The organism is Arthrobacter sp. Z5-13, assembly GCF_056499105.1.
On sequence record NZ_CP096460.1, the window covers coordinates 1,893,943 to 1,913,718 of the forward strand.

The 19,776-nt window shown below is 60.9% G+C and carries 20 protein-coding genes; 10 read left to right on the forward strand and 10 right to left on the reverse strand.

Going from position 1 to position 19,776, the window contains the following annotated elements:
• Positions 1–403 precede the first annotated feature (403 nt).
• Entirely contained in the window at positions 404–1,378 is a 975-nt protein-coding gene (gene nrdF / locus M1E02_RS08985; protein WP_479377698.1) for a class 1b ribonucleoside-diphosphate reductase subunit beta, read from the forward strand.
• 186 nt (positions 1,379–1,564) lie between these two features.
• Here nrdF and M1E02_RS08990 read toward each other — a convergent pair whose 3' ends face one another.
• From M1E02_RS08990 to M1E02_RS09015, 6 genes are all read right to left on the reverse strand, one after another.
• Positions 1,565–2,332 (reverse strand): SCO1664 family protein, encoded by a 768-nt coding sequence (locus M1E02_RS08990; protein ID WP_479377699.1) that lies wholly within the window; start codon positions 2,330–2,332, stop codon positions 1,565–1,567.
• Positions 2,332–2,886 (reverse strand): DUF3090 domain-containing protein, encoded by a 555-nt coding sequence (locus M1E02_RS08995; RefSeq protein ID WP_479377700.1) that lies wholly within the window; start codon positions 2,884–2,886, stop codon positions 2,332–2,334. The genes M1E02_RS08990 and M1E02_RS08995 overlap by 1 nt, the downstream gene beginning before the upstream one ends.
• Before the next feature lie 24 nt (positions 2,887–2,910).
• Positions 2,911–3,603, reverse strand: coding sequence for a histidine phosphatase family protein (locus tag M1E02_RS09000; RefSeq protein WP_479377701.1), 693 nt, complete (start codon positions 3,601–3,603; stop codon positions 2,911–2,913).
• Positions 3,604–3,648: 45 nt separating this feature from the next.
• The gene (locus tag M1E02_RS09005; RefSeq protein WP_479377702.1) at positions 3,649–4,683 is read right to left on the reverse strand and encodes an AAA family ATPase; all 1,035 of its coding nucleotides are present in this window, start codon (positions 4,681–4,683) and stop codon (positions 3,649–3,651) included.
• Between the two features lie 81 nt (positions 4,684–4,764).
• Entirely contained in the window at positions 4,765–6,126 is a 1,362-nt protein-coding gene (locus tag M1E02_RS09010) for an HNH endonuclease (RefSeq protein WP_479377703.1), read from the reverse strand.
• Positions 6,127–6,280: 154 nt separating this feature from the next.
• Entirely contained in the window at positions 6,281–6,703 is a 423-nt protein-coding gene (locus tag M1E02_RS09015) for a hypothetical protein (RefSeq protein ID WP_479377704.1), read from the reverse strand.
• 52 nt (positions 6,704–6,755) lie between these two features.
• On the opposite strand from M1E02_RS09015, the gene M1E02_RS09020 reads away from it, so the two are divergent.
• Positions 6,756–7,370, forward strand: a complete 615-nt coding sequence (locus M1E02_RS09020; RefSeq protein WP_479377705.1) for a MerR family transcriptional regulator — start codon at positions 6,756–6,758, stop codon at positions 7,368–7,370.
• Positions 7,371–7,869: 499 nt separating this feature from the next.
• On the opposite strand, the gene amaB is transcribed toward M1E02_RS09020, so the two are convergent.
• Genes amaB through M1E02_RS09035 form a run of 3 tightly spaced genes read right to left on the reverse strand, consistent with a single transcriptional unit; the run spans position 7,870 to position 12,097 of the window.
• A complete protein-coding gene (gene amaB / locus M1E02_RS09025; protein WP_479377706.1) occupies positions 7,870–9,408 on the reverse strand; it encodes an L-piperidine-6-carboxylate dehydrogenase in 1,539 nt (512 codons plus the stop codon).
• Positions 9,409–9,437: 29 nt separating this feature from the next.
• Complete coding sequence (gene hglS, locus M1E02_RS09030; protein WP_479377707.1) at positions 9,438–10,850, reverse strand: 2-oxoadipate dioxygenase/decarboxylase; 1,413 nt, start codon at positions 10,848–10,850, stop codon at positions 9,438–9,440.
• Positions 10,851–10,891: 41 nt separating this feature from the next.
• Positions 10,892–12,097: an NAD(P)/FAD-dependent oxidoreductase gene (locus tag M1E02_RS09035; protein WP_479377708.1), complete on the reverse strand. Its 1,206-nt coding sequence runs from the start codon at positions 12,095–12,097 to the stop codon at positions 10,892–10,894.
• Positions 12,098–12,191: 94 nt separating this feature from the next.
• Here M1E02_RS09035 and M1E02_RS09040 point away from each other — a divergent pair, with 94 nt between their 5' ends.
• From M1E02_RS09040 to M1E02_RS09050, 3 genes are all read left to right on the forward strand, one after another.
• Positions 12,192–13,094: a LysR family transcriptional regulator gene (locus M1E02_RS09040; protein WP_479377709.1), complete on the forward strand. Its 903-nt coding sequence runs from the start codon at positions 12,192–12,194 to the stop codon at positions 13,092–13,094.
• A gap of 72 nt (positions 13,095–13,166) precedes the next feature.
• The gene (locus M1E02_RS09045) at positions 13,167–13,961 is read left to right on the forward strand and encodes a dienelactone hydrolase family protein (RefSeq protein ID WP_479377710.1); all 795 of its coding nucleotides are present in this window, start codon (positions 13,167–13,169) and stop codon (positions 13,959–13,961) included.
• 76 nt (positions 13,962–14,037) lie between these two features.
• Positions 14,038–14,286 (forward strand): hypothetical protein, encoded by a 249-nt coding sequence (locus M1E02_RS09050; RefSeq protein WP_479377711.1) that lies wholly within the window; start codon positions 14,038–14,040, stop codon positions 14,284–14,286.
• A gap of 899 nt (positions 14,287–15,185) precedes the next feature.
• On the opposite strand, the gene M1E02_RS09055 is transcribed toward M1E02_RS09050, so the two are convergent.
• A complete protein-coding gene (locus tag M1E02_RS09055; protein WP_479377712.1) occupies positions 15,186–15,542 on the reverse strand; it encodes a DUF2750 domain-containing protein in 357 nt (118 codons plus the stop codon).
• A 278-nt stretch (positions 15,543–15,820) separates the two neighbouring features.
• On the opposite strand from M1E02_RS09055, the gene M1E02_RS09060 reads away from it, so the two are divergent.
• The 5 genes from M1E02_RS09060 to M1E02_RS09080 all read left to right on the forward strand — a co-directional run bounded on the left by M1E02_RS09060 (position 15,821) and on the right by M1E02_RS09080 (position 19,760).
• The gene (locus M1E02_RS09060) at positions 15,821–16,018 is read left to right on the forward strand and encodes a hypothetical protein (protein ID WP_479377713.1); all 198 of its coding nucleotides are present in this window, start codon (positions 15,821–15,823) and stop codon (positions 16,016–16,018) included.
• A 400-nt stretch (positions 16,019–16,418) separates the two neighbouring features.
• The gene (locus M1E02_RS09065) at positions 16,419–16,763 is read left to right on the forward strand and encodes a hypothetical protein (protein WP_479377714.1); all 345 of its coding nucleotides are present in this window, start codon (positions 16,419–16,421) and stop codon (positions 16,761–16,763) included.
• 537 nt (positions 16,764–17,300) lie between these two features.
• Positions 17,301–17,741 (forward strand): hypothetical protein, encoded by a 441-nt coding sequence (locus tag M1E02_RS09070; protein ID WP_479377715.1) that lies wholly within the window; start codon positions 17,301–17,303, stop codon positions 17,739–17,741.
• A gap of 47 nt (positions 17,742–17,788) precedes the next feature.
• The gene (locus M1E02_RS09075) at positions 17,789–18,241 is read left to right on the forward strand and encodes a GNAT family N-acetyltransferase (RefSeq protein ID WP_479377716.1); all 453 of its coding nucleotides are present in this window, start codon (positions 17,789–17,791) and stop codon (positions 18,239–18,241) included.
• Between the two features lie 55 nt (positions 18,242–18,296).
• Positions 18,297–19,760: a protein adenylyltransferase SelO gene (locus M1E02_RS09080; protein ID WP_479377717.1), complete on the forward strand. Its 1,464-nt coding sequence runs from the start codon at positions 18,297–18,299 to the stop codon at positions 19,758–19,760.
• The last annotated feature ends 16 nt before the right edge of the window (positions 19,761–19,776 follow it).

The following is a 19,776-nucleotide window of genomic DNA, read 5'->3' on the forward strand; positions in this document are numbered from 1 at the left end:
CGGTTCCAAAGTTCCACCTTGGACTGTCGAGTTTACATGAGTTTCTAACCGTCGCCAGACGGTCCTCATCCGGGGCGTGATCGCCCTGGAGGAGGTGATAATTATGAGTAGGACTGTAAATAGGAGCGCCGGAAGCGGTCGCTTCGTCAGTAATGCAACAGCCGTTCGATGGCCGTCGAAGACAACCACCGAGCGTGTAGGTAGTGGAACGTCCAACGCCAAGACCGTGAATCGGTCGGCAGCGACGGGACAATTCGTTACCGGCGCAGCGGCTAAGCGGAATCCTGGCGGAACGATAAGCCAGCGAGTGTAAGTGGGTTGGGGGCCGAGGCCAGCGGCCCGGCCCCCAATTTCAGGATCAGGTGTGCTGGTTCTGACAGAGAAGTCATGAGGCGAGGAAAAGATGAGCGAGAAGGTCAAGCTGCTGACACACGTCGAGGCCATCAACTGGAACCGCATCCAGGACGACAAGGACGTGGACGTCTGGAACCGCCTGGTCAACAACTTCTGGTTGCCGGAGAAGGTGCCGCTGTCCAACGACATTCAGTCCTGGGCAACGCTGACCCCGGACGAGCAGCAACTCACCATGCGCGTTTTCACCGGGCTGACGCTGCTGGACACCATCCAGGGCACTGTCGGCGCTGTTTCGTTGATTCCGGATGCCCTCACTCCGCATGAAGAGGCCGTCTACACGAACATCGCGTTCATGGAGTCTGTTCACGCCAAGAGTTATTCCTCCATCTTCTCCACGCTGGCCTCCACGAAGGAGATCGACGAGGCGTTCCGCTGGTCCACCGAGAACGAGAACCTTCAGAAGAAGGCTCAGATCGTGATGGATTACTACCAGGGCGATGACCCCCTGAAGCGCAAGGTGGCCTCCACGCTGCTGGAGAGCTTCCTGTTCTACTCGGGCTTCTACCTGCCCATGTACTGGTCCTCACGGGCGAAGCTGACGAACACTGCTGACCTGATCCGCCTCATCATCCGCGACGAGGCCGTGCACGGCTACTACATCGGCTACAAGTTCCAGAAGGGCCTTGAGGGTCTTTCCGAGGAGCGCAAGCAGGAGATCAAGGACTACACGTTCGAGTTGCTCTTCGAGTTGTACGAGAACGAAGTCCAGTACACGCACGACCTCTACGACTCCGTTGGCCTGGCCGAGGACGTCAAGAAATTCCTGCACTACAACGCCAACAAGGCGTTGATGAACCTGGGCTACGAGGCCATGTTCCCGGCTTCGGTCACCGACGTGAACCCGGCCATCCTCTCGGCTTTGTCCCCGAATGCAGACGAGAACCACGACTTCTTCTCGGGGTCAGGATCCTCATATGTGATCGGCAAGGCTGTGAACACTGAAGACGAGGACTGGGACTTCTAGGAACATCTGAGACGAAGACCCAGTTGGCGGTTGGTCGTCGGTCTGGCGGCCTAGCTGACTTCTCACTCGCGCAGTCACAGGTCCCGTGCTTTCCAGCGCGGGGCCTTCTGCGCCCTCTGGCCGGTGTACGTTGACCACGAGGCCATCAACATGGCGGAGCTTGCTAAGCCCGGAGCCTTAACTCTTTTAGAACAGCGGCCAGGGTACCGCCGACATCTCACCACTCGGAGCCGGAAACCGCCCTGCCAATCGCAACCGGGCGCAGCGCGCGGCGAGCGAAGCGATTTCTTCGACGCTGAGCAAATCTGCCAGGTTTCGGCCCAGCTCATCGCTCAGTCCTTCGCTGACGCGATCGATGCCGTCGTGTTCCTCCGCGGTCAGAGCATCTCCTAGCCACCCCCACAGCACCGTGCGCAACTTATGGTCACGGTGAAACGTGAGCCCATGGTCCACACCACGCCGGTGTCCATCTGTAATGGCCAGGATGTGATCGCCTTTGCGGTCGGCGTTGTTCACGATGACGTCGAACACCGCCATGCGTCTGAGCGCCGGAGAGTCCTCGTGGACGAGGACGACCATCCGTCCGTTCTCATCCTGACCCTCAAGGACGTGTTTCCAACCAATCTCTGGTACGTCGTTCGACGCAACGAGGTCCACGGCGTTCTGGTCGGGGTCAGTCTCCTGCCACAGTTGCACCATTCCTTCGCCGAACGGACCATCGCGCAGCCAGGTGCATGGCACCACGTTCCAGCCGAGGACCTCCGAAACGAGGTAGGCCGCAACCTCCCGGTGAGCAAGGAAGCCGTTGGGAAAATCCCACAGCGGTTTCTCCCCGGCTATCGGTTTATACACGACCGTCGTGTCGCCGATGCTTCCCAGGAAGGTGGCGTTCGACGCCGTCGTAATGCGCCCAGTGAGCGTCAGCTCGGCCGTCAACAGGTCTGGTGCCGGCATCAGGCCTCGGGAAGAGTGCAGACGTGCCCGTCAGCGTCTACGGGGTAACCGCAGAGCGGGCATGCGGGACGGCCGGCGCCCACAACCTCACGGGTTCGCATGGCGAATGCGCGCGCGGTGCCAACCGGCATCCGCACCAGCAGCATTTCGGGCACGTCAGCGTCGTCCTCATCAACGGATTCGTCGCTGTTATGAGGGTCGACATCGGTGATTGAGTAGGCCTCTATCACGACCTGCGACGTCGTCGGATCCCAACCTAAGGTCATGGCGCCGGTCCGAAACTGCTCATGAACTCCCTCAAGCTGATCATTGTCGACGAGTTCGATGGGAGTACCGGCGGGAACGCTGTGGGGGTTGCCCTCGACGGTGAGAAGCTGGTCGAGAATTTCGTCAATTTTGTCGGCGAGCAGAGCGGACTGCTGCTTCTCCAAGGCGATACTTACGATTTGAGTCCCTGTGCGCACCTGCAGATAGAACGTGCGCGCCCCGGGGAGGCCAATGGTGCCGACGACGACCCGATCGTGCCAGGCGAATTCGTGAACGCGTGTGGGCATACGAGTATTTTAGGCATATGAGCTTCATGGTGCCTTCTGCCCTGCACCCCCGCCCACCGGCGCATCGCCAGAGTGGAGTGCGTTCGTCAGCCACGACAGATCTCCCGCCTCGGTGTTGGTCGCGTAAACGCTCGGCCGACTAGCGCCGTAGCGCACAATCGATACGGAGGCGGGGCCCACGTTAATCCGCTGGAATAGGTCAAGGTGCATGCCGAGCGCGTCGGCGAGGATTGATTTGATAATGTCACCGTGACTCACCGCCACCCACACTGCTCCTTGTCCGTACTCGGCTTCGAAGGCTGCATCGTGGCGTCGAATCGTTGCTACCGCCCGAGCCTGCATCGCCGCCATAGATTCACCGCCGGGAAAAATGACGGCGGACGGCTGCGACTGCACAACCGGCCACAAATCCTCGGTCGCGAGATCACTGAGCGTGCGGCCCTGCCACTGACCGTAATCGCACTCGGTGAGATCGGGATCGACCGGCGCATGCGGATTGCCAGCTTGACGATCGAGGATGAACTGGGCGGTCTGCTGACAACGCTCTAGAGGACTCGATACCACCCCAGCTAAGGGAACGACCGCGAGTCGATCCCCTGTCAAAGCCGCCTGCTCGCGCCCGATCTGGTCCAGGCTGACGCCAGCGGCCCGACCAGCCAACAGTCCAGTGGCATTAGCTGTGGTGCGGCCGTGCCGCACGAGAAGAACTGTCGCCATCCACCTAGCGTAACCACCCGCGCTATCGGCCTGCCGCGGCTCCGGTCAGACCAGCCAGCGCCACCAGCGTGACTGCTCCGGTTCCGGCGTCGGTTCCGGCTCCGGTTCCTCACCCAAGGCCAGCGCGGCCTCGACGATGTCGTCCGCGGTGAGCGTCATGACAGCCTCACGATCGAGTGCGTCGAGACTTTGTTGCTCGTCGAGCGACAGCCGCAGCGCCTGGCGGTTGAGCGCCTGCTCGAACAGCGTGCGGGCGAACCGTGCGTTGCCGGAGTCCTCGCCCGCGTGGAGCCCGGTGAAGATGCGGCGCAGCATCTGGTCGGCACCTGGCTCCAGCGTGTACTCGTGCTGGGTCAGCATCTGGTGGAAGATCGTCTGGAGTGCGTCGACGGAGTAGTCGGGGAATGTGATCTCGCGGGCGAACCGGGAGCGGAGTCCGGGATTCGAGAGCAAGAAGGACTCCATCAGCCGCGGGTACCCGGCCACGATCACCACCAGGCGGTGGCGGTGGTCCTCCATCCGCTTGAGCAGGACCTCGATCGCCTCGGGGCCGAAGTCCATCCGGCCGTCCTCCGGGGCCAGCGCGTAGGCCTCGTCGATGAACAGGACGCCGTCCAGCGCACGCCGGATCACCCGGTCCGTCTTGATGGCTGTGGCGCCGACGTACTGCCCCACCAGGCCCGAACGGTCGACCTCGACCAGATGACCTTTCTGCAGCAGGCCGACAGCGCGGTACATTTCGGCCAGGAGCCGCGCCACGGTGGTCTTGCCCGTGCCCGGGTTTCCGAGGAACACCAGATGCTGTGATGTGGCCACCTCCGGCAGGCCGTGTGCCTTACGGCGGGCCTGGACCTGGAGGAGTGCGACGAGGGCCCGCACCTGCTCCTTCACGGTCTCCAGTCCGACCAGCGCGTCGAGCTCGGCCTGCACCTCGGACAGCGGCCGGGCCGGCCCGGGCCTGGCACCGATGAAATCGCCCACCAGGTCGTCGACGCGCTCTGAACCGGGCAGCTTTAGCTGATCGGCCAGATGGCCGATAGTTTCGCGCAGGTCCTCGAGCGGATTGCGGCTGGGAGCCATGCATCCACTGTAGTCCTCGATTCCCGGGACCTCGAGGGCTACATACCTGAGTCTTTCCGGCACGGCTGAAGGCAACTGAACCTAACTGGCCCATCCGACTCTTCTCGGCGGCTTGAATGACACGTCCGCTCCATGCGTTCCTGGCAGGGGCGGAGCCGTCGAGTAGTAGCTGTGGCCCGTCGGAGTAGTAAGTAGGACGGTATGCCGCGGTCCCGGCCTCGGTCTCGCCTTCCAACCCGATATTTCCTTGGTGTAATTGCACGCTTCGCAGAGTCCAGCCCCGTTCTGGGCCGCGGTCGGCCCGTCGTGGTGCCAAGGCACGATGTGGTCGTAGTGCCGGATAGGTGCGTCGCAGTAGGGTGTGCGGCAAATGTCGTCCCGGGCACTGATCAAACGGCGAAGCCCCGCAGGGAACAGGCGGGCCCGGGAATCCATGGCGACGAGGTCGCCCGTGCCGGGTGCTGTGTAGAGCCGTCGAAGCCAGACGCCGAGGGTGCCCGTGCAGGGTCCGGAGCCTCCACCAGCGTGATCGTCTGTTCCTGAGGGGCTTTGCTCGAGCATGGCCATTCTGCGCGCCCAAGCCGCCGGAACGATTCCGTAGCCAGCCAGTCGCACCGGTTCGCTGTCACCCTGAAACAACGTTCGGTCGGTCATGACCAGCTGAATTTCGACGCCGGCGACGCCGCCGGGAGTGCCGGTGACGCGTTCCACGAGGGCATCAGCCATTACCTGGCCTCGCGATCGTTTGTCCCCTCCTGAGCGGAGTGCGTCGGCGTGGCGGATAAGGGCTGCGTGCACTGCCACACCCTGCGCGACGGGTAAGAGGGCAGTGAGATAAGCCATAGTGTCCGGCGCGGGGCGCAGGCTGACGGTCCGCTCCGATGCAGCATGGCTGGCCCGCTGGATGATGGAACGCGGATCCCGGCGATAGGAAGCGGCCCGTGCCGCTGCTATAACCGCCCGGTCTCCCGCTCCGATGAATGTCCCGGTATCTGCAGATAGTTCCTCATCCACAGCACACCGGTCTTCAGCGCTCAGGCACGCGGTCTCCTTGACCAGCAAAGTGGCCCGCCATTCGTTCAGTTGGCCGCTTTCCAGCGCGGCCAAAGTGTGCGGCATTTCCGTCACCAGTGCTTTGGCGAGACCCAGCAGACGGCTACCGCGGGCAGGAGATTCCCGCCGGGCAAGGGCAATCTGGGCGCTGACGCCTTGGCCTTGCTCTTGGCCCGGGAGCCCCTGTTCGGCCTGCTTCCGGCGCTCGAGGCCATCAAAGGCCACTGCAAGCCGCGCTTGCTCGCCACAGATGGCCGACTTCAAGTCTTCAAGGCCCCGCATTTGATCGATCAAAGCAGCGCTATCAGAGGACAGACGGGTGGCTTTCGCGGCAGAAATCAGGCCACGCACGGCCGCATTCCAGGGAGCAGCGCCCGATGGCACTGCCATCAGAAGCGGTCCTGTTTCCTGAGCGCCTTCCATAACCAAAGTCTTCCACCGACCCCTGACATTATCGGAGCAGCCATTCGGAAATCCAGCATGACTCTTTGAGACTCCGGGGGTCGCTCATTGCTTCCCGCCTTAAGCTTTAGTACGCCATGCTTTAGAGGCTGCTTACTCCGGCTATCACCAGGCTGATGCCAGCCGCGAGCAGGCCTGCCGTGAGGGCCGCAGCACCGAGCCACAACAAAGCGATGAGCCTGTTGGGGCGCTCGGGATTCTTTCCCGTCACCGAGAGAAAGAAGCCAGCCGGCATGAGGATGGCCGCGAGAGGTACGCCGTTACGAGCCACAAGCTCAAGCGCCGGCACTGGCTCCACCTGATCCAGCACCAGCACGATCAGAATACTCAGTATCAATAAGACAGCGGCATGGGCGTGACCGGCACGGAAGAAGCCCTTCTGCAAATCATTGGCCGGAACTTGCTGGCGAACGACCTTGGTGAGGAAGTATCCGCCTGACTCGACGGTCACCAGGAAGAGCAACAGCACGCCAATGAGGAGGGCTGTTTGTGATTGGATAGTCATAGTATCCAGTATTGGATATTAGAACTATCCAAGCAAGGGGATTTCTGTGCGCATGTCAGAAATAGTCGAACGGTCAGGCGTGCCGCTGGCAACAGTGAAGTACTACCTCCGCGAAGGGCTGCTTCCTCCCGGGGAGTCCACGGGCGCAACCTCGGCGCGCTATGGAGAGCAACATGTCCGTCGGCTGGCACTGATCCGTGCACTGACAGACGTCGCCGGGCTGAGCGTTGCGAAGACAAAGGTGGTGCTGGGCCTCATCGATTCCCCACCCGCGGATCTCTATACAACTCTTGGCCAAGCGGTTGGGGCGTTGCCGCCCTACGCCGACGATTACATTGAAGATCATCCAAGAGCTCGAACGGCAATCGAAGTGCTGGGATGGATCTATGACCCCTGCTATCCAGCCGTTGCGCAACTGGAGCGTGCGCTCGCAGCCGCTGAATCAGTGGGCATGCCAATGAGTGACGAACGGCTGCTCGGGTACGGCGAGCACGTACACGCCATGGCACAGATCGACATCGCGCAGATCCCGTCCGGTGATGCTCAGGCTGCGATTAAGTACGCTGTGCTCGGAACTGCGCTTTATGAGCCCATTCTTGCGGCCCTGCGGCGGCTGGCACACCAGGACGTCAGCAGCTCCGAACTTGGCTCACGCCCCGGGACGTGAATGCCCGGCTTTTTTGTCAGCCCCTTCCCATATGCTTCAAAAATGCGCTCTATCCAACTTCTCCATACACGAAGTTCACGTCGACCATTCGGAATGGACAACTGTTCCGGACCCCGGTTCCCGCAGTTGTGTTGACGGCAAGGGGGCTGACTTCGTGCCCCAGCAATAACGCTTTCGCGGGGAGAGCTATAGTCCTTCTCCTGGCGGTCGGGACGCTGCTTCTGACAGGCTGCCAGACAACTCCTGTACTGAACCGGACAGTGTATGTCACCCCTACTGCCCCTCCGGCTGCCGACGAAGGTTCCGGACATTCAGCAGGCATGGACGTACCGTTCGGATCCGCAACTTTCGGAATTACGTGCGGTGCGGATTCCGTCGGTGACAGCACCCGCGGCACCGCGGCTCTGATGTGCACTTGGAGAACCGAGCACCGCTGACGGGTACGTGTTCCTTAGGATCAGGCCAGTTCTCGGCTCGCAACCGCCCAGCCGGACCTGTCCTAGAGGAACTTCACCCCCTGGGCGAGCGGCAGTTCTCCCGAGAAGTTGATGGTGTTGGTGGCCTGGCGCATGTACACCTTCCAGGAATCGGAGCCGGACTCGCGACCACCTCCGGTTTCCTTTTCTCCACCAAAGGCGCCCCCAATTTCGGCTCCCGAGGTACCGATATTGACGTTGGCGATCCCGCAGTCGGATCCGCTGGCTGAAATGAAGCGTTCGGCTTCCGCCTGGTCCTGCGTAAAGATTGCCGAGGACAGGCCCTGGGGAACATCATTGTGGATCTCGATGGCCTCTTTCAGGGTGTCGTAGGTCATGACGTACAGGATCGGGGCGAAAGTTTCATCATGTACGACGGCGGTTTGGCCGGGCATGCGGACGACGGCCGGTTCCACGTAGAAGGCCTCGGGCTGGTCTTCGGCCAGAACGCGGTTGCCGCCGTAGACCAACTCGCCACCTTCCGCGACGGCCTTGGCAAGGGCCTCCTGCTGGGCCTGGAAACTGCCGGCGTTGATGAGCGGTCCCACCAGGGTTTCGTTCTCGGTGGGGCTGCCAATGTTCAGCGTCCGGTACGCGTCTACGATTCTGCTGACAAGCGTGTCGGCTATGGAGGAGTGAACGATGACCCGGCGCAATGACGTGCAGCGTTGGCCCGCAGTACCCGCGGCCGAGAACACAATGCCGCGCAGGGCAAGGTCCAGATCCGCCGACGGGGCCACAATTGCCCCATTGTTGCCGCCAAGTTCCAGGAGGACTCGGCCGAATCGTTCGGCGACAATCGGCGCGATTTCCTTGCCCATACGCACTGAACCGGTCGCTGAGACGAGGGCAATGCGCGGATCTTCCACCAGCTTCTGTCCGCCCACCCGGTCGGTCAGGAGCAGGTGGTGGATTCCTTCCGGCGCTCCAACTTCTTTGACTGCCCGTGCCAGAAGGGCGTCGACAGCAAGGGCGGACAGGCGTGTCGCGTCGGCAGGCTTCCAAACAACCGTGTCCCCGGCCACCAGGGCCAGGGCCGTGTTCCAGGCGTACACGGCAACAGGGAAATTGAAGGCGGAGATGATGCCGACGACGCCAAGCGGGTGCCAGGTTTCGGCCAGACGGTGACCGGGCCGTTCAGAGGGCATGGTCTTGCCATACAGTTGACGCGACTGCCCGACAGCAAGGTCAGCGATGTCGATCATTTCCTGGACTTCGCCGAGGGCCTCGGAACGGATCTTTCCAACTTCGGCCGTGATGAGCGTGGCGACATCTTCCTTGTGCTCGGTCAGCAGCTGACCCCAGCGCTTCACCAGCGCCCCACGGACGGGAGCCGGGACATTGCGCCAGGTTTTGAAGGCATCGGTGGCCTGCGCGATGGCAGATTCGATGTCGACGTCGTTGTCGACTTTGCTGTACAGGATGACTTCCCCTGTGATGGGGGAGCGCGTTTCGTGAGTCCCATCGAGGGAGACGGGGTCGACGCCGATTGCCTGGAGGCTCTTTCGGACCTGCTCGGTGATTTCGGCGGTTGCCGGGATGGAGGAGGTAAGGGTGGTCATGGTTGCCTTCTTTCGGAGCCAGGGGTGGGTTAGGAGGGGAGGCCGGCAATGCTGATGCCGAGTTGGCGCTCGGCCTCTTTGATGGACGCTGCTTGCTGAGCGTGGTAAAGCTCATTTGGGTCGAAGATCCTGGTGCCCAGGACTTCTGACAGGCGGTCGATGTCGTAGGGGGTGCCCAGTTGGTGGTCGTCCCGTGAGCCGTCATCGGTGAGGTTGGACTGGAAGATTCCGGCGGCAGAACGGGGCAGGAAGTCTTCGTAGACGATGGGTTCGGGGATCAGGACGCCAGCTTCCACCAGCTCACGCAGGGAAGCGGATGGCTGTGCAACGGATTGCCGCGGAGCGACCACTCGGTAGGTGAAATATCCCAGGCCCTGAAGGGCCAGCTCCCTTTCGCTGTCCGGAAGGTTCTTACGCCACACCTGCTCGGCCGCCTCTACCCGGGTTGCCCCCGGCGGGGCCCCGGCAAGGCGAGTGTCGACGTCGGTCACCATCCGGTCATAGACATCTCTGCCGAACGGGGTCAAAGCAATGCCGCGCTGCTCTACCTCACCGAAGCGCACGCGGAGCAATCCCGGCCGGATGCCGCCGTCGGGATGGCGGAAGTTCCGTTCCTCAGCGAGGGCGCGGAACGATGTCTGGCGGAGCAGGACATCGGGTCCTTCCCAGTTCGGGGGGCCCTGAATCTCATCGATCATGGCGATTCCAAGGGCTTCCATCCGGTCATAAAGGTCATCAATGTCCAGGACACGCGGGGTGAGGTGATTGATGTGGGTGGAGGGCACGCCGCCGATGTCCGCGGCGACTGCAGAGATGCGTTCCAGTCTGAAGTACCAGTCATGGTCCACAGGCTCCTGGGATAGCTCGAACGCCGCCGTCGCAAGGTCCAGGAGGCGGCTGGCCTCTTCGCTTGCCAACTCCTTCTCGGCGCTCGCCGTGTCCGCCAGCTCCAGAAGCTCCTCGCTGAACAGCGTGCGGGATCCAATGAAGGACTCGAGCAGTTTCTCGGTTTCCTCATCGAAGAACCGCCGGTCGTCGTAAGTGAGCATCGAGGTGAACACCCTGAACGGGTTCTTCGCCAGCTCATCGTCTTGGACAGGACGGAAGGCTGTGGATACGACAGGGACTGAGCTTTTTGAGGCGTCACGCAGGTCGTAGAAGCCCACCGGATACATGCCGAAGGCTGCGAAGAGCCGGGCCGCCTGGGCAAGTTCCCTGGCTGATCCGACGCGGATGGCACCATGGCGTTCTGCCGTGACGCGTTGAATGCTCCCCAGCCGTTCGGCGTCTTCTCTGTTTTTGCTGATGAAGTCCTCATTGACGTCCCGGGAGACGTCAACGAGGGTGTTGTAGGCCGGAACTTCATTGCCGTACAGCGTGGCCAGCCGAACAGCGAACTCTGCCCGCAGTTCCCACAGCTGCAGCTTGGTTGCAGTTGGCATGGGTTGTTGTCCTTTCTGGTGCTGCGCTCTGCGTGAGCGGCTCAAATGATGTGTACTTCCCGGACCGGGGAGAGCTCACCGGCAAACCTTGCGGCGCTGAAATGTGCCGGATCCATAAACGACTCCCTCCCCAGATAGATGTCCCGGACGAGTTCGCCCACCGCCGGCCCCTGCAGGAATCCATGGCCTGAGAATCCAGTGGCGTACATAAAGCCGTCCACGGTGACCGAACTACCGATCATCGCGTTGTGGTCCGGGGTGTTTTCGTACAAACCGGCCCAGCCGACTTCCAGCTCCCGGTTTGCCAGGGACGGTGCCACAACTTCGGCGGCGCTGTTGAACGCCGGCAGCCACTGGTAGTCGAACTCCCGGCAGAAACCCGGTTCCTGATCCTGGTTCGAAATCCCCAAAAGCATTCCGTTCAGGTAATTGTGGAAATAGAGCGTCGTGGAGAGGTCAAGGGTGAACGGAACGGTGGGGAGCGGGCTGGACCCCTGCGGAGTCATTCCGATCTGGCGCCGCACTGGCTCAATTGGCAAATGAACGCCGGCCATCGCTCCCAGCCTGGTTGACCAGGCACCGGCCGCGCAGATAACTGTGGAAGTCCGGATGGAGCCCCGGTTGGTATGGACTGCTCCCACCTCACCGCTTGCAGCGTCGATACCCAGAACTTCTGTATCTTGGCAGACCGTCACACCGAGCTGCCGGGCGGCTTCCGAATAGGCACGGACCACCTTGGAAGGCTGGGCGAATCCGTCACGCGGTGAATAGGAGGCTGCGACCAGCGCTCGCGGATCGATGAAGGTGTTGATCTGATGAGCTTGATCAGGGGAGACCATCCGGCTGGAGCCACCAAGGCGGTTCTGGATACGGGTGCTGTCTTCCACCTGCAGAAGCTCGGCTTCGTTCCGGCAAAGGAAGAGGTAACCCACCTGGCGTAGGCCTATGTCGGTCTTGAACTTCTCTCCGAACCTTTCATAGGCTTCAAGGCTGCGTTGGCCAAGCTTGATGTTGCCGGGATCTGAGAAGGTTGCCCGGACCCCGCCCAGTGGCTTGGCAGAAGACCCCGATCCGAGCACATGACGCTCCACCAGGACGATGTTCTTCACTCCGGCCTCTGCCAGATGATAGGCGATGCTGGTTCCCATGATCCCGCCACCGAGAATAACGACATCTCCTGCTGCGGGTAGTGCGCACGCGGGAGATCTCACCAGTGGAACAACATTGTCCATGTGCCGTTTCTGCATGGCGGTCCCTCCCAAATTCCAATGGATTCAGCTTCCATTGGGAGGTCGTTTAGGTCTATCGATAGTTTTTCAACATTCCATATAGCATTCCTATATGAAGTGGACGTTCGAGCAGCTGAAGACCTTCAAAGTGGTTGCTGAACTTGGCACTATGACCTCAGCGGCCGAAGCGCTGGGACTAACTCCGGGAGCTGTCTCCCAGCAGATGGCTGCTCTCCAAGGCGGGCTTTCGCGTCCCATTTTCGCGCGAGACGGCCGGCGGGTCATTCTCACCGACGCAGGGGAGACTCTTCTGCGGCACGCCCGCATTCTCCTTGAGGACGAGCGAAAGGCAGCGATTGCCCTCAGCGGACCCCAGTCAGAACAGAGAACCGTGGTTTCGGTTGGTGTCTTTGGGTCCGCGGCCGTATCGGCCATAGGACCCGCGATACAGCATCTGCGTAAAAGATCCCCGAACATCGCCATCCAAGCCGCGGAAGTCGACGTCGAAATAATGCCGCAGGCGATTCTCGACGGCCTGATCGACATAGCGCTGGGGCTGAGTTATCAGAACGCACCGCAACCACCTTTGCGCGGCGTGAGGGCGGAAGTCCTCCATCGCGAACCGTTTTTGATGGTGCTTCCGCCCGAGGCCAGGGACCTTGCCGATGACCATGGCGCGCTGGTGGACTACGCCAACGCCACTGACTGGGTGCTCCCGCCGGTCGAGTCATATTTCGGCAGGGCTTGCCGCTTCGCATGTGCGGAGGCGGGTATCGAACCCAAGGTGCAACATACGGTGACAGATACCGCCGTCTCGATCGCACTGGCCGAATCCGGCGTGGGTATCACGCTGGCCACACCGCTCATGTTGGGCTTGCGTCCCACAAACAGTCCCATCGCCACGCTTCCCGGTAACTCAGAGCGCAGCATCGTCGCCATTGCCCGCTCCTCAGCGCTGCAAAAGGAAAGTGTCAGTGCCGTTAGAGACGCATTGATCTACGCTTTCTCGCGTTGAGGCCGGCTCAAAATCCCCTTGCCGCAGAAGGTACTTCGGGGGAGGATATGCGGCCACTCCAGGAGGTTCTTTATGCTCCAGCTTGGCAAGTTTGAAAAGTACCTCATCGAGGAATTCTTCGATGACTACCGCGCCGGGGAGATGACGCAGCGGACCTTTACGCGACGGGTAGCCTTCATCACCGGCAGCATGGCGGCAGCTTCCGCTGCAATGCTGCTGGTCGGTTGCACGCCGAATGAAGTTCCGAAGGGCACAGATCCCATGCCGACGCCGGAACCCTCCTCATCGCTCCGGGGAGCGGCAGCGCTGCTGCCGGGGCAGTGCCGGGAGCAAAAAGCCCGCTGTCGGTCCCTGAGGGTTCGCCGGGCCTTATCACGACGACAGTACGGTTTTCTTCCAGCGGAACGGATGTACGCTGTCTCGGGAGCATTGACCCGTGCCGGTACTCAACGCCACGTCTCCGACTTCTCGGCAGCGTTCGACTACCTGCGCTCGCAGGAGTTCGTTGATCCTGATCGGATCGCCATGACCGGCTTCTGTTTTGGCGGAGGCATCACCTGGCACGCCGCAACGGAGTTGCCTCGACTGAAGGCAACGTCAGCGTTTTACGGGCCTGCTCCCGATCTGGAGAAGATCCAGGACATCAAGCCGGCAGTCTTTGGCGTCTATGCCGAACGCGATAGGCGGATCACGGGACCGATGCCGGCTCTTCGGGTTGCGCTCGCCGCTACTGATGTCCGGCATGAGCTCAAGGTCTATCCGGGGGTCGATCATGCGTTTCACAATGACACGTCCGACCGTTACAACGAGCAGCAGGCAACTGCTGCCTGGAACGACACCTTGGCTTGGTTCGGCAGGTACGTCTGATGTGTACGGCCAACCATAGGTTCGGGCAACCATAAGGGTGTTGAGTTTTGATGGACCGGCTGTCAAAGTAAGGGCCATGATCGCATATTGGACAGTTACAGTTCCCTATTCAGATGCAACAGGAGCACCCCACACTCGCGATCAGGCGATCATCAAAGCCCGCCAGGAACTGCAAGCCGGGCTGGCCAGCAAGGGAATATCGGTGACCCTGGAGGATGTAGCCAATAACGCCCTTGTCACCGACTCCTGGAATACCGCGGGCGGGGACGGACGAGCTGACGCCAGCGAAGCCCATGTGCATCTCTCCTGGCCGGCAAACTTCTAGCACCTGCTTCCGGAGCGCCGTTTTCCTACCCTGCCGTCTCCTTACAGCACAGCGTCGATTCCAACGATGATGCATTTGCGTAGGAACCTTCTGTGGAACGGTCTGGAAACTTAGAGGCCGACCGCGAAACCACCGACGAACAAGGCTGCCGCAATGCCGACTAGAGCCAGTGAAATTAGCGCGGCGAACGCGAGTCGAAGGATCACGTCGCGGTACTTCCTTGGACGACTCAACTGGATCCACAGAATGCAGATGAAGGGAAGAATCATCAGGCCGCCATATAGGAGCGCTGGGAAGAGCCTCGCCCCTGGCCTGGGGCAGGAATAGGCAAGAGCGCAAAGCATAGGCATGCTCTGGATGCTCCAGAGCAGTAGCCATGCCGCCAAGAGGACCGTAAACGCCAGCAGCACTGTTCTCCTCCCGCCATGTGCAGTGGGAGGGGTGTCGGATTCTGCGCTTGTTCCACCTTCGGGGAGTGGCCGGGATGCGCCCGAGCTATCCACCGACAATGGAGTACTCGCCGTTCAGTTCCCTCGCCAGGCGTTGGATATTCGACGTCGATGGCTGGCGGGTAGCAATTTGGCTGAAATCCACAACCATCCAATTCTTGCCATGTACGAGTGGGACTTTGCCCTGATTCGAGTCGGACAACACGCGGTAGCTTTCCTGGAGGGCGTTCTGATCCGTGTAAAGGTCTAACCGGACGTTTCTACCCCCGGTTATTGACGGAACTATTCCACATGGGCGTGAATAGGTGAAGCCAAAAGCGCGGCAACAGCCAAAACGACTCGTTACGCCCACACAGCTGCTACACCAAGACGTGAACGTCCTCGACTCGGGTGGTCCCGGAGTCAACTTCGGTTTTCTCGAGGAATGGTGTTGGCAACGCTTTGATCAAGTCAGGATGATTCCCGGGCAATGAGGGATGCCATTGCGGCAGCCGGTTCGACGTCGTACCCAGTTGCACGATCCCCCCACCAGTTGAGCCCCAGAAGGAGGCCATCCTGCTCGAGGCCAGGAATCCATCTAGATCGCCACTCACCAAGAGGGATCGCCACCTTCTCAAATCCTGCGTAAGCATCAACGGAGGAGATGATTGTTCCTACACGAGAGGCTAAGGACCAGAACGGCATCGCACGCCTTCCGTCGCTGCCAAAAGGAGCCGGAATGCCTTCCGAGTCTTGGATGGTCCAAACCTGACCTTCACGGACTATCTCGTCGAAAAATGTTGATGCGTGTGCGCTACTGATGCTCATGACCACATAATCTCAGACTCCCGTTGGACCAGGCGCGCCGTTTTTCCTAATCCTTGAACTGGGTGTGCTGGCCCTCGTCCGGCATGACTACCCCCGCAAGAAAGGGGAAGTAGGCTCCCCAGCCCATAACCAGGCGCCGAACACCAGAGGCTAGGCTGCGGGTATGGGGCATGGGGAAAAGTGTGCAGCGGCCGGTTATTTGGTTAGGACTGGCAGGATACGTATCGGTGCTGGGTTACGCAGTCGCCGGAGTGTTTCAGATTCTGGTGTGGAATCCTATGGCCGCTGTCCCAGGCGCAACCCTGGATGAAATCCATGCAGATATGGCCCAGGCAAACGAAAACCTTTCCGCGCCAGTGGTCCTTGGATGGGCAGCCACCGGAGCCCTCCTGGCCGCAGCTGTTCTGATGGCCGCGCTGAAGCAATCCATTTCAATAAGAGCCACGGAGTTCTCTACCTGTTGCTTCTGGGGCTAGGGGCACCGTCACTTATGATGGCCTCTTTTCCTGCGGGGATGGGAGTGGCTGATGCCTTTGCAACGTCAGGCGGGGATCACGCTCCATGGGGACGGGTGCTCTATATCGTCAGCGCCGTGGCATTTCTAGCTCTGCTGGTGGTCGCCGTCCCTAGGAACACGAGTCAGGACTGACTGCGTGTGGGCGCACAACGATACAGGGACGCCTTCGCGCCTTTCGAGGGTGATAGCGGAGGCAGGACAACAATGGGTATATGCAATTCCCTGCCAGGTTTCCCGCGACAGCGAACTCGACCCAATTGCTCTTCGCAGTGATGCTTTGCGCTAACTTGGGCGCTTTCCCAGTCGCTTGCTCTTCGTCCTTTGGAGGCGAGCCGCCCTGTTCACCGCCTGCCTATTCAGTGAGTCCGACCAGCGCCAGACCAGGCGAGATGGTGACAGTTGAGGCACCGCCAGCGGACTGCAACCCCCGATACGGCACGAATGCCCAAATTCAAGTAAGCGTCGCGGATAACAGCGGCGCGGAAGTCATCAACACAACGGCTCCAATGACCGATTCCGGGGAATTCACCTACACCTTTACTGTCCCTGCCGACGTGGCGGCTGGGGAAGCAACAGTGATCGCAATGCCGCACAATATTGACTGGTGCGACGACACCGGAAGGAACAACCGTGCAGAAGGAACAACCAACTTTCTGCTCGCCGCGTGTGCAATGCCGGTGGAGACACTCACAATCACGCGCTAGCGAGTCCAATCCCAAGCTCGCAAGAGGAATCAGCTACGGTCTGCTGGAGGGTTGACTCAGTTTCTGGGGCTCCCGATAGTTATGTCTCCGCTCTTCAAGCCCTGCCGAAGGCAGTCTGCGATCCGCTCAGCGTCTTCCCTTTTCGCCGCTTCGCGAAGTTTGATGCTCAAGTGCGTGGATGGCAGATTTGCACTTGCAATGGACTCTTCGATAATCCGGTCTTCCAAGCATGGGTCTATCACACCAGTCCGGGGACCTGTCACCCCGATGATCCAACGGTCGGAAGTGCCGGGAGTGACAGCTGTGTTGCCGGGACTTAATGCACAGCTTCCTAAGGCAAGGGGAAGAACACCCATGAAAATGATCCACTGATAATTAGCCTTCCCGGCCCTTCCACGCGCTCGCAGCATGGCCTGAGCATACTCCCGAAGCTCGAAAGATCTCGGCGACGGAGGGGACTATCTTGGCGCGTCCGGTGCGAGGAACGCTGAAAAGTGTGGTGTAGTCTCGGCGGAACGACAGCCTGAGGGGGAGGGCATGAATCGACACACGTTTCCACTGATTACGGTAGTGCTTACGGCAGGAGTACTGCTCGGCGGCTGCGCAGCCCAACCGGGAATCAAGGCATTAGATCGCCAGGCAAGCGCCGAGGACAGAATGCCGGATGACATCACGTTTTCAGGGACTCAGGTCAAAGGTGAAAATGCCCGCTTACTCGCTGAGAATGACGGCGTCAAATACTTCGCTGCAAAGGCCGATGCTACTCACGAGGCATGTGTAGTCATCGTTCCGGACACTGACCCGTCACTATGGATAGCAGGTTGCGGAAGTTTGATGAACAGTGGACGCGAGGTGGTCACGGTCAAAAACGCAAGCGGAAAATCGGCGGTCCTCGTTGAAGATGGCGTCGACACGAAACAGTGGGAGTCAGAGGGCTGGACTAAGGTGCATGACAACGTGCTCATCCCCGGCGGCTAACCATCTGCCGCTCTGCGATGTCGTCTGCAGGTGACGTGGAGGACAAAATGATCGTTCGATCGGCCCAGCCCGGAGACGTTACGAGGCTGGCTGCCTTGAAGGAAAGCTGGGCCCAGTTGTCCCGCCCAGTATCCGAATCCGAGCAGCGAGAGTTTGCTGAAGACCTTGGTGCCTGGATGCGTTCCCAAGGGCAGGCATTAGAGTGCCGTGTGGCCGAGATCGACGGTGAGCTCGTCGGCATGGCATGGCTGGTGCTTTTCGAAAGGGTTCCCGATATTCACGATCGAACCCGCCTCACAGGCGACATTCAGAGTGTCTACGTGCTCCCGCAACACAGGCAGCGAGGTATCGGCCGGGCGCTGGTTCGCTCCTTGATCGATGCGGCGGACGAGCGTGGCGTTCCGCGAGTGACTGTGAGCGCAAATGCAGCCGCCGCTCCGATCTATTCAGCAGAGGGCTTTGTGACAGCACCCTACCTACTTGAACGTCCTCACCGGTGAGCCCCGGGTTCGATCACGGGTACAAGGTGTCAGGACCCGCAGGTAGTCTTGATGAATGAGTTCTGTAGACCAGACCAACGTCGTTCTTGACGGTCGCTTTGCCCGAGAGCTGGCCGAAATGGCGATTCCCTGGCAAGCGGAGGAGGCTCCAGACCCGCGGTTGCTCGTGCTTAACGAGCCCCTGGCCACAGAACTGGGTCTGGATCCAACCTCGCTGCGGACTCCTGAGGGGTTGCTTCTGCTGATAGGCAACAGTGTCCCCGATGGTGCCACTCCGGTGGCGCAGGCCTATGCAGGCCACCAGTTCGGCGGGTACAGCCCCCAACTCGGCGACGGACGGGCACTCCTGCTCGGTGAGGTGGTCGACGTCGACGGCCGGCTTCGCGACCTCCACCTCAAAGGCTCGGGCCGCACGCCGTTCGCGCGCGGCGGTGACGGGTTGGCAGCAGTCGGTCCGATGCTGCGCGAGTACGTTATCAGTGAGGCAATGAACGCCCTTGGCATCCCCACCACCCGCTCCCTCGCCGTGGTGGCGACGGGACGGCCGGTGCAGCGAGAAACGCTGTTGCCAGGGGCTGTTCTAACACGGGTAGCGAGCAGTCACCTGCGCGTGGGCAGCTTCCAGTTTGCCCGGGCAACGGACGACGTCGACCTGCTCCGCCGTCTGGCCGATCATGCCATTGCCCGTCATTACCCCCGTGCAGCTCAAGCCGGGAACCCGTACCTCGCACTGTTCCAGGCCGTGTCAGCGGCGCAGGCGTCCCTCGTGGCCGAGTGGATGCTTGTGGGATTCATCCACGGAGTGATGAACACCGACAACATGACAATCTCGGGTGAGACCATCGACTATGGCCCCTGCGCCTTCATGGACGGGTTCGATCCCGCCGCGGTTTACAGTTCCATCGACCAGACCGGACGCTATGCCTACGGCAATCAGCCCTTAGTGGCCGAGTGGAACCTGGCCAGGCTTGCTGAGGCCCTGCTGCCCCTCTTGCACGACGATCAGGAACACGCCGTCGCCTTGGCCGTGGAATCCCTTGAGGCGTTCCGCTCACAGTACAGCGCCGCGTGGTCGGCGGGTATGAAGGCCAAGTTAGGCTTGCGGAAAGACGTCGACGACGAAGTGACCTCACCTCTCGTCGATGACCTGCTGGCTCTCCTTCAGGAGGGGAACGTCGACTACACATCGTTTTTCCGGAACCTCGGCAAGAGCGCCCGGGGCCACGCTGAGCCCGCGCGGGGCATGGTCCTGGACCTGGCGGCCTTCGATGCGTGGACTGAACGTTGGCGTGCTCTGGACCCGGACGCGGATGCGATGGACAGGATCAACCCTGTGTATATTCCCCGTAACCATCTGGTTGAGGAGGCGCTGGGGGCCGCGACGCTGGGCGACCTGGCGCCGCTCGAAAAGCTCCTGGTTGCGGTGACCAACCCTTACGACGACCTGCCTGGTCTTGACCGCTACGCAGACCCTGCACCGGAGGACTTCGGTGCCTACCGGACCTTCTGTGGAACCTGACCGAGCCTGGTTGCTG

Bases quoted from the DNA above. Each gene is read 5' to 3' on its own strand.
- M1E02_RS09015 (WP_479377704.1), bottom strand. From the start codon at position 6,703: ATGACTATCCAATCACAAACAGCCCTCCTCATTGGCGTGCTGTTGCTC.
- M1E02_RS09010 (WP_479377703.1), bottom strand. From the start codon at position 6,126: ATGGCAGTGCCATCGGGCGCTGCTCCCTGGAATGCGGCCGTGCGTGGC.
- M1E02_RS09075 (WP_479377716.1), top strand. From the start codon at position 17,789: ATGATCGTTCGATCGGCCCAGCCCGGAGACGTTACGAGGCTGGCTGCC.
- M1E02_RS09080 (WP_479377717.1), top strand. From the start codon at position 18,297: ATGAGTTCTGTAGACCAGACCAACGTCGTTCTTGACGGTCGCTTTGCC.
- M1E02_RS08995 (WP_479377700.1), bottom strand. From the start codon at position 2,886: ATGCCCACACGCGTTCACGAATTCGCCTGGCACGATCGGGTCGTCGTC.
- M1E02_RS09045 (WP_479377710.1), top strand. From the start codon at position 13,167: ATGCTCCAGCTTGGCAAGTTTGAAAAGTACCTCATCGAGGAATTCTTC.
- M1E02_RS08990 (WP_479377699.1), bottom strand. From the start codon at position 2,332: ATGCCGGCACCAGACCTGTTGACGGCCGAGCTGACGCTCACTGGGCGC.
- M1E02_RS09050 (WP_479377711.1), top strand. From the start codon at position 14,038: ATGATCGCATATTGGACAGTTACAGTTCCCTATTCAGATGCAACAGGA.
- hglS (WP_479377707.1), bottom strand. From the start codon at position 10,850: ATGCCAACTGCAACCAAGCTGCAGCTGTGGGAACTGCGGGCAGAGTTC.
- amaB (WP_479377706.1), bottom strand. From the start codon at position 9,408: ATGACCACCCTTACCTCCTCCATCCCGGCAACCGCCGAAATCACCGAG.
- M1E02_RS09055 (WP_479377712.1), bottom strand. From the start codon at position 15,542: ATGAGCATCAGTAGCGCACACGCATCAACATTTTTCGACGAGATAGTC.
- M1E02_RS09070 (WP_479377715.1), top strand. From the start codon at position 17,301: ATGAATCGACACACGTTTCCACTGATTACGGTAGTGCTTACGGCAGGA.
- M1E02_RS09060 (WP_479377713.1), top strand. From the start codon at position 15,821: ATGGCCGCTGTCCCAGGCGCAACCCTGGATGAAATCCATGCAGATATG.
- M1E02_RS09005 (WP_479377702.1), bottom strand. From the start codon at position 4,683: ATGGCTCCCAGCCGCAATCCGCTCGAGGACCTGCGCGAAACTATCGGC.
- nrdF (WP_479377698.1), top strand. From the start codon at position 404: ATGAGCGAGAAGGTCAAGCTGCTGACACACGTCGAGGCCATCAACTGG.
- M1E02_RS09020 (WP_479377705.1), top strand. From the start codon at position 6,756: ATGTCAGAAATAGTCGAACGGTCAGGCGTGCCGCTGGCAACAGTGAAG.
- M1E02_RS09040 (WP_479377709.1), top strand. From the start codon at position 12,192: ATGAAGTGGACGTTCGAGCAGCTGAAGACCTTCAAAGTGGTTGCTGAA.
- M1E02_RS09035 (WP_479377708.1), bottom strand. From the start codon at position 12,097: ATGCAGAAACGGCACATGGACAATGTTGTTCCACTGGTGAGATCTCCC.
- M1E02_RS09000 (WP_479377701.1), bottom strand. From the start codon at position 3,603: ATGGCGACAGTTCTTCTCGTGCGGCACGGCCGCACCACAGCTAATGCC.